The sequence below is a fragment of the Arthrobacter sp. NPDC058130 genome, from assembly GCF_042884475.1.
GTDB lineage: Bacteria > Actinomycetota > Actinomycetes > Actinomycetales > Micrococcaceae > Arthrobacter.
Genome location: NZ_JBHVTV010000007.1, coordinates 139,200 through 153,043, shown reverse-complemented (window position 1 = coordinate 153,043; position 13,844 = coordinate 139,200). Strand labels below are relative to the sequence as shown.

The 13,844-nt window shown below is 67.2% G+C and carries 8 protein-coding genes and 2 tRNA genes; 7 read left to right on the top strand and 3 right to left on the bottom strand.

Going from position 1 to position 13,844, the window contains the following annotated elements; all coding sequences use genetic code 11:
• Positions 1-177: 177 nt before the first annotated feature.
• From nudC to ACFVTM_RS13780, 3 genes are all read left to right on the top strand, one after another.
• Positions 178-1,278 carry an NAD(+) diphosphatase gene (gene nudC / locus ACFVTM_RS13790; protein ID WP_390204027.1) on the top strand — a complete coding sequence of 367 codons (1,101 nt, stop codon included), beginning with the start codon at positions 178-180 and terminating at the stop codon, positions 1,276-1,278.
• A gap of 168 nt (positions 1,279-1,446) precedes the next feature.
• Positions 1,447-3,549: an ATP-dependent DNA helicase UvrD2 gene (locus ACFVTM_RS13785; RefSeq protein ID WP_390204090.1), complete on the top strand. Its 2,103-nt coding sequence runs from the start codon at positions 1,447-1,449 to the stop codon at positions 3,547-3,549.
• A 29-nt stretch (positions 3,550-3,578) separates the two neighbouring features.
• The gene (locus ACFVTM_RS13780; protein WP_390204089.1) at positions 3,579-4,244 is read left to right on the top strand and encodes a M48 family metallopeptidase; all 666 of its coding nucleotides are present in this window, start codon (positions 3,579-3,581) and stop codon (positions 4,242-4,244) included.
• Positions 4,245-4,265: 21 nt separating this feature from the next.
• On the opposite strand, the gene ACFVTM_RS13775 is transcribed toward ACFVTM_RS13780, so the two are convergent.
• Entirely contained in the window at positions 4,266-5,726 is a 1,461-nt protein-coding gene (locus ACFVTM_RS13775) for a zinc-dependent metalloprotease (protein ID WP_390204026.1), read from the bottom strand.
• Between the two features lie 423 nt (positions 5,727-6,149).
• Between ACFVTM_RS13775 and ACFVTM_RS13770 the strand changes: the two genes are divergently transcribed.
• The 4 genes from ACFVTM_RS13770 to ACFVTM_RS13755 all read left to right on the top strand — a co-directional run bounded on the left by ACFVTM_RS13770 (position 6,150) and on the right by ACFVTM_RS13755 (position 11,149).
• Complete coding sequence (locus ACFVTM_RS13770) at positions 6,150-7,178, top strand: PDZ domain-containing protein (protein WP_390204088.1); 1,029 nt, start codon at positions 6,150-6,152, stop codon at positions 7,176-7,178.
• A gap of 213 nt (positions 7,179-7,391) precedes the next feature.
• On the top strand, positions 7,392-10,391 hold the full coding sequence (locus ACFVTM_RS13765) for a UPF0182 family protein (protein ID WP_390204025.1): 3,000 nt from the start codon (positions 7,392-7,394) through the stop codon (positions 10,389-10,391).
• Between the two features lie 236 nt (positions 10,392-10,627).
• Positions 10,628-10,701 (top strand) — tRNA-Met (locus ACFVTM_RS13760).
• 371 nt (positions 10,702-11,072) lie between these two features.
• Positions 11,073-11,149, top strand: a tRNA-Met gene (locus tag ACFVTM_RS13755).
• Between the two features lie 170 nt (positions 11,150-11,319).
• Here the strand turns inward: ACFVTM_RS13755 and ACFVTM_RS13750 are convergent.
• Together ACFVTM_RS13750 and ACFVTM_RS13745 are read right to left on the bottom strand one after the other, a co-directional pair.
• A complete protein-coding gene (locus tag ACFVTM_RS13750) occupies positions 11,320-12,744 on the bottom strand; it encodes a cryptochrome/photolyase family protein (RefSeq protein ID WP_390204024.1) in 1,425 nt (474 codons plus the stop codon).
• A 189-nt stretch (positions 12,745-12,933) separates the two neighbouring features.
• Positions 12,934-13,722 carry a PspA/IM30 family protein gene (locus ACFVTM_RS13745; protein WP_390204023.1) on the bottom strand — a complete coding sequence of 263 codons (789 nt, stop codon included), beginning with the start codon at positions 13,720-13,722 and terminating at the stop codon, positions 12,934-12,936.
• Positions 13,723-13,844 lie beyond the last annotated feature (122 nt).

Sequence of the window (13,844 nt, the reverse complement as noted above, 5' to 3'; positions counted from 1 at the left end):
GTAGATTGAGCGGCGCCCAAGACGGCGATGCACTCCGGCGAGTCTTGAGATCAGCGGCAAATGAGGGCAAATGAAGGCCAAAAACGGGGCAAAGGGCACATTCCGCGCACGCCTTTGAGCCGGCGGCCGCGTGGGCGGCAAATGTCAATTGTCTGCCCGAGTCAGTACGGTGGGTACATGAGTCTTGCGGAGTCACCGGCATCATCACAAGCATCACAGCAAACCCCCTCCGAATCCTCGGCCGCCGCAGGCGCGTCGCTGGCGGCGCGGCCGGTGCAGCTCCTGCCGGCAAACCACCTTATGGAGACGGTCCTGCCGGTGCGCCCGGCCCTGATCGACCGCGGATCCGCGGCCCGGCAGAAGCCCGGAATGCTGGCGGAGCTGGTCGGCTCAGGCTCGGCGCAGGCCGTGGTGCTCTCCGGCCGCCAGGCCCTGGTCAGCGGCAACAGCCTGGTACTCCTGAACGCGGCCGAACTCTCCGGGCACCTGGCGAACACCCCGTACGCCCCGGAGCACGTGATCTACCTGGGGTCGGCCCTTGAAGGTTCGGACCTCGACGCCGGCACCGAGCTCGTCCTCTTCGTCCTTCCGGTCCAGTTCGAAGTCCGGGCCGAGGAGTTCGAGGCCCACGTGGCGGGCATCCCCGGCGATGCCCAGTGGGCGGGGTTCCGGGAGGTCGCCGCACGTTTGAACGCCACGGACACGGCGCTGTTCATCGAAGCCAGCGCCATCGCAAACTGGCACGCCACCCACACCCATTGCCCGCGCTGCGGTACGCCCACGCAGCCGGAGGCCGGCGGCTGGGTCCGACGCTGCCCCGCGGATAACTCCGAGCACTTTCCCCGGACGGATCCGGCCATCATCGTGACCGTGGTGGGTTCCGACGGACGACTGCTGCTCGGCGGGGGCGGACCGCTTGACGCCAAGAACTATTCGACCCTCGCCGGCTTCGTGGAACCGGGGGAGTCGCTAGAGCAGGCGGTAAAGCGCGAGATAGCAGAGGAAGTGGGCGTCCGCGTGACCGCTTCCCAGTACCTCGGATCGCAGTCCTGGCCGTTCCCGGCGTCCCTGATGCTCGGATTCACGGCCACCACGGAGGACACCGAGGCCCGGCCCGACGGCGTTGAGGTCACCAGGGCGCGCTGGTTCAGCCGGAGTGAACTGCAGGCCGCCGTCCTCAGCGGCGAGATCGTCATTTCCACCCGGCTCTCCATTGCCCGGTCCCTCATTGAACACTGGTACGGCGGCGTCATCGAGGACGCCGCGGACAGCGCCTGACCCGGCCTGCCCCAACCGCAGGACACCGACTACCGACTGAGCAGCAAAGTGACCACAGAGAAACTGAACTTCAGCACCATTACCGGCGGTGAGCCGTCCGACGGCGCCACGTCCGACGTCGTACCCGGCGCCACGTCCGACGTCGCCCCCGAACCGGACTCCCGCTCGCTGGAGGACCGGATTCTCGGCGGCCTCGACGCCGAGCAGCGCGAGGTCGCCAGCACCCTGCAGGGGCCCATGTGCGTGCTTGCCGGTGCCGGCACCGGCAAGACCCGCGCCATCACGCACCGGATCGCCTACGGGGTCCACTCCGGGGTGTACAGCCCGCAGCGGCTCCTGGCCGTCACTTTCACGGCCCGGGCTGCCGCCGAGATGCGCAGCCGGCTCCGCGACCTCGGGGTCGGCAATGTTCAGGCCCGGACTTTTCACGCCGCGGCGCTGCGCCAGCTGCAGTTCTTCTGGCCGCAGGCGGTCGGCGGTGCCTTGCCCAACCTGCTGGACCACAAGGCGCAGATGATTGCCGAGGCCGCGAGGCGGCTCCGGCTCAGCACCGACCGCGCCTCCATCCGCGACCTCGCCTCCGAAATCGAGTGGGCCAAGGTGTCCATGCTGACCCCGGCGAACTATCTGGAAAACGCCCAGGGCCGCGGCAACCCGGGCGGCTTCGACCTGACGGCTGTGGCGCGGGTCTTCCAGTCCTATGAGGACGTCAAGACCGACCGCAACGTCATCGACTTCGAGGACGTGCTGCTGATCACCGTCGGCATCCTGCAGGAAGACCCGAAGGTGGCGGCGACCGTCAGGGAGCAGTACCGGCACTTCGTGGTGGACGAGTACCAGGACGTCTCGCCGTTGCAGCAGCGGCTCCTGGAGCTGTGGCTGGGCGGACGCGACGAGCTCTGCGTCGTGGGCGACGCCAGCCAGACCATCTACTCCTTCACCGGCGCCTCCCCGAAGCACCTGCTTGGCTTCAAAGGGATGTATCCCGAGGCCCACGTCGTCAAACTGATCCGGGACTACCGTTCCACGCCCCAGGTTGTCAGGCTTGCCAACGACCTCCTCGCGGGCCGGCGCAGCGGAGGCCCGGCGGCGGACGCCGCGTGGGCCACGCCACTGCAGCTCGTGGCGCAACGCCCGGCGGGGCCGGTGCCGCGGTTCACCGAATGTTCGGACGACGAGGCGGAGGCCGCCACAGTCGCCGCCCGGATCCGGGAACTCCTCGACGCCGGAACACCGGCGAGCCAGGTCGCCGTACTTTTCCGCACTAACGGGCAGTCCGAAGCCTACGAACAGGCGCTGGCCTCGGCCGGGATCGGGTACCAGCTGCGCGGCGGTGAGCGGTTCTTCGCCCGGAAGGAGGTCCGGGACGCCATCCTGCAACTCCGGGCCGCCACCCGGGCGGTCGCCGAAACCGCCTCGCCCGAGCCGCTCGGGCAGCTTGTCCGCGACATCGTCGCCTCCCTCGGCTACACGGACGCGGCGCCGCACAGCGGCGGCGCGCTCCGGGAGCGCTGGGAATCGCTGGCCGCCCTCGTGGCGCTCGCCGACGAACTCGTCATCAGCAGGGGCCCGCAATTCTCACTCGCGGACTTCGTCAACGAGCTCCAGGAACGGTCGCTGGCGCAGCATGCACCGACCGTCCAGGGAGTCACCCTCGCATCGCTGCACGCCGCCAAAGGCTTGGAATGGGACGCCGTCTTCCTCGTGGGGCTCAGCGAAGGGCTCATGCCGATCTCATTCGCGGACAGTCCGGAGGCGGTGGACGAGGAACGCAGACTGCTGTATGTGGGCATCACCCGCGCCCGCGAACACCTGTCCCTGTCCTGGTCCACCGCCCGGACGCCGGGCGGCCGGGCAAACCGCAAACCCTCACGCTTCCTGGACGGCCTGCGTCCCGACTCCGTGGCCAGCTCCCAGCTCCGGGGCAAGGGGGCGGCGCCGCGCCGGAAGGCGGCCGTCCCGGCATCGTGCCGGGTCTGCGGCAGCATGCTCTCCAGCGGTGCGGAGCGCAAGGTGGGGCGCTGCAACCAATGCCCGCCCACCTACGAGGAACAGACGTTTGACGCCCTGCGGCAGTGGCGGAAAGAGGTGGCCCTCGAGGCGGACGTCCCGGCTTTTGTCGTGTTCACCGATGCCACACTGACCGCCATCGCCGAGGCGCGGCCCGACTCCCTGGAACAGCTGGCCAAACTCGCCGGCGTGGGTCCGTCCAAGCTGGAGAAGTATGGCGAGGCCGTCCTGACGGTCCTGGCCGAGAGCACGGTGCAGTAATGTCCGGTGCAGGAATGCCCGGTGCAGGAATGTCCGGACACGCCGGGCCGCCGGGCTCCGGCGCCGTTCCAGCAGCCACGCCGCTGACCACTGCCGACGGCGCCCCGGTGGTGGTGCGCCGGTCCGCCCGCCGTCGCCGGACCGTCGCCGCGTTCTGGGAGGACGGCACCGCCGTGGTCGCGATCCCCGCGTCCTTCAGCAGGGCCCAGGAACGGGAATGGGTGCACCGCATGCTCGAAAAGCTGCGGCTCCAGGGGGCCCGGGGCGCGCGCGGGACCGGCAGGCGGCGCCCCCGCAGTGACGCCGACCTTGCCTCCCACGCCGCCGACCTCTCAGCGAAGTACCTGGGCGGCCGGGCAGTGCCCTCCTCGGTCCGCTGGGTCACAAACCAGAATTCTCGATGGGGCTCGGCGACACCGGCCGAAGGAACCATCCGGCTCTCGGCGAAGCTGCAGCCCATGCCGCAGTGGGTGATCGACTATGTGCTGCTCCATGAACTCGCCCACCTCCTCGTGGCGGGCCACGACGCCGCATTCTGGCGGCTTCTCGAGGCGTACCCGGAGACGGAGCGCGCCAAGGCCTTCCTGGAGGGGGTCTCGTTTGCGACCTCACGCGGCCTGCCACCCGGTGAGGTTAACGGCGGCGGATATGGCGAAGCCCCGGACGGAACCGAAGTCCCGGCCGGGGCCCACTAGCGTTCGAACCAGTCCCAGGCACTAAGCCTTTGGCTTGCCGCCGGCTTCGGGTCCGCCGTTCTCTGTACCGCCGTCTTGGCGGTCCTCGTCGTCGTTCGCCTCGTCGCCGGTGGCGCCTGTATCGGCGTCGGCGGGCTCGTCAAAACCTCCGTTGAGCAGCTTCTGCAGGGCGTCATCCACTTCGCTGTCACTGGCCTCGGCAAGTTTCCGGCGTTCGCTGAAGCCCTGCGGATCGTCCAGGTCCTCCGCCGTGGGCAGCAGGTCAGGGTGCTGCCAGACGGCATCGCGGCCCTCTACCCCGCGTTCGTTCTTGAGCGAGGCCCAGAGCGCGGCGGCCTCCCGGAGCCGGCGCGGCCGCAGTTCGAGCCCCACCAGCGAGGAGAACGCGTGCTCCGCGGGACCACCGGTGGCACGGCGCCGCCGGACCGTTTCGCGCAACGCAGCGGCGTTTGGCAGCAGCTTCTCGGTGGCGCCCCAGCTCAGTTCGTCCACCCAGCCCTCCACCAGTGCCAGGGCCGTCTCCAACTTTTCGAGGGCCTGCTCCTGGGCGGGCGTGCGTTGCGGCATGAAGACACCCTGGGAGAGCGCCTCCTGGATGCCCTCGGGGTTGCTGGGATCGATCTCCCGGGCGAGTTCTTCGATCTTGGAAGTGTCGATGTGGATGCCGCGGGCGTAGGCCTCGATTGCGCTGAGCAGGTGTCCGCGCAGCCAGGGGACCTGGACGAAAAGGCGGGCGTGCGCGGCTTCACGGACGGCGAGGAAGAGCCGGATGTCGTTCTCCGGCAGGCTGAGGCCCTCACCGAATTTCGCCACGTTGGCCGGCAGGAGCGCCATCTCAAGGTCGGCCAGGGGCACGCCGATATCGGTCGAGCTGACCACTTCGGCCGAAAGCGCGCCGATCGCCTGGCCAAGCTGCATGCCGAAGATCGCACCGCCCATGTTCTGGATCATCGAGGAGGCGCCCCCCATCATGGACTTCATTTCCTCGGGCATCTGCTCGGTCATGGCGGCGGAGAGAGCATTGGCAATGCTGTTGGCCACGGGCTCGGTCAGCCGCTTCCATGTTCCGAGGGTTTCCTCGACCCACTCGGCGCGGGACCACGCCCGGCCGATCAGCCCCGTGGCCGGAAGGCCGGTGACCTGGTCGAGCCAGAGTTCGGCCAGCCGGAGGGCCTCGTCGACCTCCCGGGACTGCTGGGCGGTAACCGAGGGATCGGATCCGCTGGCAGCCACGCGCCGGGCGTTCTCATGCGCCAGCTGCCAGTTGACGGGCCCTTCCGAGGGGGCGCTCATCATCGCCTGGACCTGGGAGAACATCTGGGCCAGGAGGTTGGGATCGTCCGGGAGGCCGGCGGCCTTGGCGAGCTCGGCGGGGTCAATGTTGCCCATGCCCTGGCCGCCCATCAGGTTCTTGAGCATTTCGGCCAGGGGATCCTTGGGTTCCTCGTCGCCATTGGACGGATTGAGTGGGTTGGAGGTCATGATCCCGCCGATCGTCGGTGTGGCTGCTTCTCAACTTCACGGTACCCCCCGGCAAGAGCGGCTGTCTGCCGAAACCGCGCCACGTTCGCTGTAGGCAAAGAGCGGTCCGGGGTGCCAAGCGCGTAGGCTTGGAAGTTGGAATATTTGCACGCGGCAGCCTTGCGTTAGGCTGCGGCCCTGGTGCGTGGTGGCGGTGTCCTGTCAGGCTTGTCGGGGCCGCCGCCCGTGCCGGCACGGAGAGGTCGTTCAATGACAGTCACCCAAGGTGAACAGCCCGCCAGCGACCCCGCGGCCGGCCCCGTCCGGGGCAGGAGGGCGCGGCTGGGCGGCACCCGTGCCCAGCGTAAGCGCAACAACGAGCACAAGCGCAACAACGAGCACAAGCGCAACAACGAGCACAAGCGCAACAACCGGTCATCGGCCATGCTGGTCTCGGGGCTGCTGACCGTGGCCCTGGGCATCACTGCGGTGAGCCTGCCGGTGCCCTACGTGGTCGAATCTCCCGGACCCACCTTCAACACCATCGGTCAGGACAACGGCAAACCGGTCATCAGCGTTACCGGCCATGAGACGTTTCCCGCCAAAGGCAGCCTTGACCTGACCACCGTCTATGTCGACGGCGGCCCGAACGGTCCCGTCAGCGTCTTCGAGGCGCTTTCGGCATGGCTCAACGGAACCAAGGCCGTCTACCCACAGGAGCTCCTGTTCCCGACCGGCGTCACCAAGGAGCAGTCCCAGCAGGAGAGCGCCACCGCCATGACGACCTCCCAGGAGAACGCGATCGCCTCGGCAATGAAGGAACTCAATATTCCCTTCGGGCAAAAACTGCAGGTGGCCGGCCTCCCGGACGACTCCGCCTCGAAGGGGCTGCTGCAGGAAGGAGACGTCCTGGTCTCCATCAACGGCAAACCCATCACGGCGCTCGGCGTCGTCCAGGCGGAACTGGCCGCCGGCAACGGCAAACCCGTCAAAGTCATCGCGGAACGCGCCGGCGCACAGGTGCCCGTCACCATCACTCCAGCCAAAAACAGCGCGGGCCGCTACATCCTCGGCGTCCTGCTGCAGTACAAATTCACGTTCCCCTTTGACGTCAAGATCTCCCTCGACAAGGTCGGGGGACCCAGCGCGGGCATGATGTTCGCGCTTGGCATCATCGACACCGTCACCCCCGGTGACCTCACCGGAGGCAAGCACATCGCCGGGACCGGAACCATCACCCCGGACGGTGCCGTGGGTCCCATCGGCGGGATCGCCCAGAAAATGCAGGGGGCACGGTCCGGCGGCGCCACCCTGTTCCTGGCCCCGGCGGCCAACTGCGACGACGTCGTGGGCCACATTCCTGACGGCCTGCAGGTGGTCAGGGTGGAGAACCTCACCGAGGCCCGCAAAGCGGTTGAGCTGGCCGCGTCAGGCAGCGACATATCGGGCCTCCCGGTCTGCACCAGCAACTAGACTGGCCGCGGAACTAAGCGCCGGTCCCAGTCGTGGCACTAATGACGGCCGCCGCCGTCCCGCCGGGACCCTGCTGCAGGGCCCTGACGGAACGGCAGCGGCGGCCGTTAGAATGCATCAACCCGGCACAACCGGCACTTAGTCGCAGGACTGAGCCGCAGCAGCGACTAACAACTAAAAACCAGCAGTACGACCAGCTATGAGGTACCGAGTTTGTCCCGTCCCGCCAGCACTGTCCCGCCCGGAAGACCCCAGACACGACGCGGCGCCCTGACGCCGACGCTGATCATCGTGGCGTTGATCGTGGTCGGATTCATCTTCTTCGCCAACGTTTGGACGGATGTCCTCTGGTATCAGCAGCTGGGCTTCTTCGAAGTGTTCTTGACCGAGAACCTGGCCAGGATCGTGATCTTCCTGGCAGGGTTTGCCGTCATGTTCACCGCAGTCTTCTTCGCCATCCGGATTGCTTACCATGCGCGGCCGGTGTACGCCCCCGATTCGGAAATCCGGGACAACCTGAACCGCTACCAGGCCCAGCTCGAACCCGTCCGGCGCGTGGTGATGGTTGGGCTTCCCATCCTCTTTGGCCTGTTCGCCGGCAGCGCCGCCGCCAGCCAGTGGCAAAAGGTCCTGCTGTTCCTGAACCAGGAGCCCTTTGGCCAGAACGATCCGCAGTTCGGCCTGGACATCAGCTTCTACCTTATGACCCTTCCGTTCCTGGGTTTTGTCACCGGGTTCCTCATCAGCGTCACGGTGGTTGCGGGCCTTGCCGGCATCCTCACCCACTACCTCTACGGCAGTATCCGGATTATGGAACGCGGGATCTTCACGAGCCGTGCCGCGCAGATCCACCTGGCCGTCACGGGCACTGCCTTCCTGCTGCTGATGGGCGTCAACTTCTGGCTGGACCGCTATTCCACGGTGCAGAACAACGGCGGACGCTGGGCCGGTGCGCTGTACACGGACGTGAACGCCGTCATCCCGACCAAGGCCATCCTGGCGGTGGCCGCAGCGATCGTCGCCGTCCTGTTCATCGTCGCCGCGGTGATCGGCAAGTGGCGCCTTCCCGTGATCGGCACCGCCATGCTCATCATCACGGCCATCCTGGCCGGCGGCGTCTACCCCTGGGTCATCCAGCAATTCCAGGTCCGGCCCTCGGAGCAGACGCTGGAGAACGAATTCATCAAGCGGAACATCGCCATGACCCGTGCCGCCTACGGCCTGGATAAGGTCCAGGAAAAGCGGTACAACGCCACCACCGCCGCCACCACCGGCGCGCTGGCTCCCGATGCGCAGACCACCGCAAATATCCGCCTGCTGGATCCGAACCTGATCTCGGATGCGTTCTCCCAGCTTGAGCAGTACCGGCCTTATTACCAGTTCCCCAGCGCCCTGAACGTGGACCGCTACGAGATCGACGGCAAGGTCCAGGACACCGTCATCGCAGTGCGTGAGCTCAACCCGGACGGGCTGGCCACGAACCAGCAGTCCTGGCTGAACCGGCACGTGGTCTACACCCACGGCTATGGCGTCGTCGCGGCCAAGGGCAATAAGTTCACGGTGGACGGCAAACCGGACTTCCTGCAGTCGGGCATCCCGTCCAACGGTGCACTCGGCAACGATTCGACCTACCAGCCCCGCGTCTACTTCGGCCAGAACTCACCCGACTACTCGATCGTGGGCGCACCGGACGGCGCCCCGCACCGCGAACAGGACCGGCCCGCGGCCAAGGAAGGCGACGGCGAAACGCAGTACACCTTCACCGGTAACGGCGGCCCGAACGTGGGCAGCTTCTTCAACAAGATCCTCTATGCGATCAAGTTCCAGTCCTCGGACCTGCTGCTGTCCGACGGCGTGAACGCCGAGTCCCAGATCCTTTACGACCGCAACCCTCGGGACCGCGTCGAGAAGGTAGCGCCCTACCTGACCGTGGACGGCAACCCCTATCCCGCGGTCGTCGACGGCAGGGTCAAGTGGATCGTGGACGGGTACACCACGAGCCCGTACTTCCCGTACTCCCAGCAGGAGCAGCTCTCAGCCGCCACGGCCGACTCGCAGACCGCGGCGAACCGGACGGTAGCCCTGCCGAACAGCTCCGTGAACTACATCCGCAACTCGGTCAAGGCAACCGTGGATGCCTATGACGGCTCCGTGACGCTGTACGCCTGGGACGACCAGGACCCGGTACTGAAGTCCTGGCAGAAGATCTTCCCGACGTCGCTGAAGCCGTATTCGGAGATGTCCGGTGCGCTGATGAGCCACGTGCGGTACCCGGAGGACCTGTTCAAGGTCCAACGCGAGCTCCTGGGCCGCTACCACGTGACCAATCCGGACAGCTTCTACACCAACATTGACGCCTGGTCTGTTCCCAACGACCCCACCGTCAAGGACGACGTCAAGCAGCCGCCCTACTACATGTCACTGAAGATGCCTGATCAGGACAAGCCGGCGTTCCAGCTGACCTCGTCGTTCATCCCTCAGGTGGTCAACGGCAATGCCCGCAACGTCCTCTACGGCTTCCTGGCCGCGGACTCTGATGCAGGCAACCAGAAGGGCGTCAAGGCGGACAGCTACGGACAACTCAGGCTCCTGCAAATCCCGCCGGAAACCCAGGTTCCCGGCCCCGGCCAGGCGCAGAACAAGTTCAACTCCGACCCCACCGTTTCGCAGGCCCTTAACCTGCTGCGCCAGGGTGCCTCTGCGGTGCTCAACGGCAACCTCCTGACTTTGCCGGTGGGCGGCGGCATGGCATACGTCCAGCCCGTCTATCTGCGCTCCACGGGTGAAACTTCCTACCCAACGCTGCAGCGGGTCCTCGTGGCGTTCGGCGACAAGATCGGTTTTGCGCCCACGCTGGATGAGGCGCTCAACCAGTTGTTCGGCGGAAATTCGGGGGCCACGGCCGGGGACTCGGCGAACAAGGGACAGACGCCGGCCTCGCCCACCACACCCGGGGGCACGCCGGCAGCGCCTGGCACCACCGACGCGAAGGCGGAACTGAAGGCCGCCCTGGACGAGGCCAACGCCGCGATCAAGGCCGGCCAGGACGCCCTCGCGAAGGGTGACTTCGCGACTTACGGCGACCAGCAGAAGAAGCTGGCCGCGGCACTGCAGAAGGCGCTCGAGGCCGAGGCGAAGCTGGAAACCCCGGCACCGGCGGGCACGGCCACGCCGGCGCCGTCTCCCAGTCCGTCGGCGACGGCGGGCAGCTAGCACCGCGCGGCGGCCCCGGACAGTATCCGGGCCCGTCGACCCCTCAGGCCGGGCCTGCCCTCCACAGGGCAGGCCCGGCCTGCGGCGTCGACGGGCCCGCCTTTGTTTGTCCCGTTTGTCCCGTCTGTCCAGGCGCTGAATTGGACCGCGACGGCGGCTCCCGCAGGCGGCGAGATACACATCACGTCACCTCGATTTGGCCTCAAGTTCACCGGCAGGTAGAGTTGTTCTTGCGACGCGGGGTGGAGCAGTTCGGTAGCTCGCTGGGCTCATAACCCAGAGGTCACAGGTTCAAATCCTGTCCCCGCAACTGGAGAAAAGGGTCCGGAACACTGGAAACAGTGTTCCGGACCCTTTTGCTTTAAGCGCCGCAGGCGTGGCGTCGGGTGCAGTCCTTCGCCGACTCGGGGTTATGGGACAAGCATGGTTAAATCCCGGGCGTACCCGGGGGACGTCCTGCCGGGATTCTGAGCTCCCGTGTTCGAGCCCCTGGTCTCGCCCGCGGATGCGGTCCGGGGGCACTTTGGCACGGGACGCGCCGCGGACAGCGGGGCCAACGGCCGGATTCGTGTCCAAAGGCGCCCCGGCCGGCGGGCGAAGATCCCCGATTGCGCCCACCAGGGTCAGGAATGGGGCCGTGGTCAGGTCGGCTGCGAAACTAGGGTAGAGTAGTTCGAGCGACGCGGGGTGGAGCAGTTCGGTAGCTCGCTGGGCTCATAACCCAGAGGTCACAGGTTCAAATCCTGTCCCCGCAACCAGGAACCACAGCAGGACAAGCGAAAGCCCGGATCTGATGATCCGGGCCTTCGCTGTTGGGTCTGGAGACGGCCAACTCTGCCGGCCGGCCACAATGCAGGCGACCACAGTGCAGGCGACTGCTGTGCGGGCGGCCAACTGTGTAGCGGCGCACCCCCGGGCGTGCCGGCCCTCAGCCGTCCTTGAGCCGCTGATACGTTCCCAGGGCACGTGCCCGGGTCTCGGCAAGGTCCACGATGGGTTCAGGGTAGCCGGTGGCGGCGTCAGCGGCCTTCCAAGGCTCGTGGACGGCCTTGTCATCCAGGGATGCCAGCTCGGGAATGTATCCGCGGAGGTAACGGCCGGCGGCGTCGAACTTCTTGCTCTGCGTGACCGGATTGAAGATCCGGAAATACGGCGAGGCATCGGGGCCCGAGCCCGCGACCCACTGCCAGTTGGCCGGATTGCTCGCGGCGTCGGCGTCCACCAGCGTGTCCCAGAACCATGCCTCGCCCAGCCGCCAGTCCGCCAGCAGGTTTTTCACCAGGAAAGACGCGGCCGCCATGCGCACGCGGTTGTGCATCCAACCTGTCTGCCAGAGCTGGCGCATGCCCGCATCGACCAGCGGATATCCCGTGTGGCCCTGCTGCCAGGCCACCAGTTCGTCTCCCGACGGCGGCTGCCACTGAAAGCGGTCGAACTCCGGCCGGTAATTCCGTGTCGCCAGATCCGGGTTCTCGTAGAGCAGCTGCCAGCAGAATTCCCGCCAGCCAAGCTCGGAGCGGAAGACCCCGACGTCGGCCGGCGCCCCCGAGGCAAAACTTTCCCGCAGGGTGTGCCAGATCCGGAAGGGGCTGATTTCGCCAAAGCGCAGATGCGGGGATAGGCGGCTGGTGCCTTCGACGCCGGGGATGTCGCGGCCGGTGCCGTAGTCCGTTGCCGGCCCATCCACGAAATCCATGAGGCGGCCGTGGGCGCCGGCTTCCCCGGGCGTCCAGGTGCCGGCCAGACCCGTGCTCCAGTCGGGATCACGGGGGAGCAGGCCCCAGCGCTCGAGCGTGTCGCTGGCCGGCAGACCGCCGGCACTGGTGCCTGCAGGAGTCGGCAGCCGGTCCGGGGCGGCCAGCGGCAGCCGGGGCTCGGCGCCGGCCAGGCAGGCCTTCCAGAACGGCGTGAAGACTTTGTAGGGCCCACCGCTGCCGGTCCGGACGGTCCACGGCTCAAACATGAGATTGGCCTGGAAGCTCGTGGCCTTGATGCCCTCCTCAGCGGCCCAGCTCTTCAGCCCGGCGTCGATGCTGCGCTCGGGCTCGCCGTAGCGGCGGTTCCACAGCAGCGTGCCGGCAGAGGTCTCCGTGGCAAGATCCTTGATGATCTGCGCTGCGGGGCCGCGGCGGAGCACGAGCCTCGAGCCCCTGGCCTCCAGCGCCGCGGCGAGCCCGGCCAGGGAGTGGTGGAGCCACCACTTGACCGCCCCGCCCAGGGGCCGGACGCCGGGCGACTCCTCATCCCGGACGTAGACGACGGTCAGGGGTGTGCCCAGGGCGGCGGCCTCCGCCAGAGCGGGATTGTCGTCCAACCGGAGGTCGTCGCGGAGCCAGAGAAGGGTCGAAGACATGAAACCACGGTACACGCGCGGCCGCCGGCACGGCCGCCGGTACGGCGCCCGGTACTGCGCAACAAAGGGCACGGCAAAGGCCGGTCTCCGGCGGGCGAACCTGGACTGTCAGGCTCGCCCGCCGGAGACCGGCCCCGGTCCAGCATGCGTCCTGAAGGCGCCTCCGGCAAGAGCTGCCGGAGCGGCCGGTCAGAGCTTGTCGAAGTCGGCCTCGTCCACCGTGGAGTCGGACGCCTTGCTGGCGCCCGTGCCGATGGCCGCGGGGGAGGAGCCGGACTTCAGCGCCGCCAGCCGGGCTTCGATCTCGGTCTGCTCGCCCAGATCTTCCAGCGAATTGAACTGCGCGTCCAAGCTCGAGGCGGCAAGCTCCTGCTGGCCGCGGACCTTGGCTTCCTCGCGGCGGATCTTCTCTTCGAAGCGGCCGACCTCGGACGTGGGGTCCATGATGTTGATGCTCTTGAGGGCGTCGTGGACCTGGCTCTGTGCCGCCACGGTCTTGGACCGGGCCACGAGCTCATTGCGCTTGCTGGTCAGTTCGTTGAGCTTGCCCTTCATCTGGTCAAGGCCCTGCTTGAGCTTGTCCACCACCTCGGACTGGGAGGCGATGCTCGGCTCGGCGGCCTTTGCCTCGTTCTCGGAGGCGATCTGGCGCTGCAGCGCAACCTTGGCCAGGTTGTCGAACTTCTCCGCGTCACCGGTGTCGCCCTTGGCACGGTATTCGTCGGCCTTGCGCGACGCGGCGAGGGCCTTGTTGCCCCAGTCGTGGGCGTTGCGGACGTCCTCGTTGTAGTCGTCCTGGAGCATGCGCAGGTTGCCAATGGTCTGGGCCACGGCGGACTCGGCCTCCGCGATGTTGTTCGTGTAGTCACGGACCATCTGGTCCAGCATTTTCTGCGGATCCTCGGCCTGGTCCAGCAACGAGTTGATGTTGGCCTTCGCCAGCTGCGCCATGCGGCCGAAAATGGACTGCTTAACCATGGTGTTACCTTTCGTCCTGCTCCGTTGTCTCACTGAATTCCAGTGATCAGATGGTGTGTGTCGCTTCTATTCGCTGTCCGGTTATGAGCTGTCCGGTTATTGGCTGTCGGGCCTGTGCGGCC

Bases quoted from the DNA above. Each gene is read 5' to 3' on its own strand.
- nudC (WP_390204027.1), top strand. From the start codon at position 178: ATGAGTCTTGCGGAGTCACCGGCATCATCACAAGCATCACAGCAAACC.
- ACFVTM_RS13780 (WP_390204089.1), top strand. From the start codon at position 3,579: ATGTCCGGACACGCCGGGCCGCCGGGCTCCGGCGCCGTTCCAGCAGCC.
- ACFVTM_RS13775 (WP_390204026.1), bottom strand. From the start codon at position 5,726: ATGACCTCCAACCCACTCAATCCGTCCAATGGCGACGAGGAACCCAAG.
- ACFVTM_RS13770 (WP_390204088.1), top strand. From the start codon at position 6,150: ATGCTGGTCTCGGGGCTGCTGACCGTGGCCCTGGGCATCACTGCGGTG.
- ACFVTM_RS13750 (WP_390204024.1), bottom strand. From the start codon at position 12,744: ATGTCTTCGACCCTTCTCTGGCTCCGCGACGACCTCCGGTTGGACGAC.
- ACFVTM_RS13745 (WP_390204023.1), bottom strand. From the start codon at position 13,722: ATGGTTAAGCAGTCCATTTTCGGCCGCATGGCGCAGCTGGCGAAGGCC.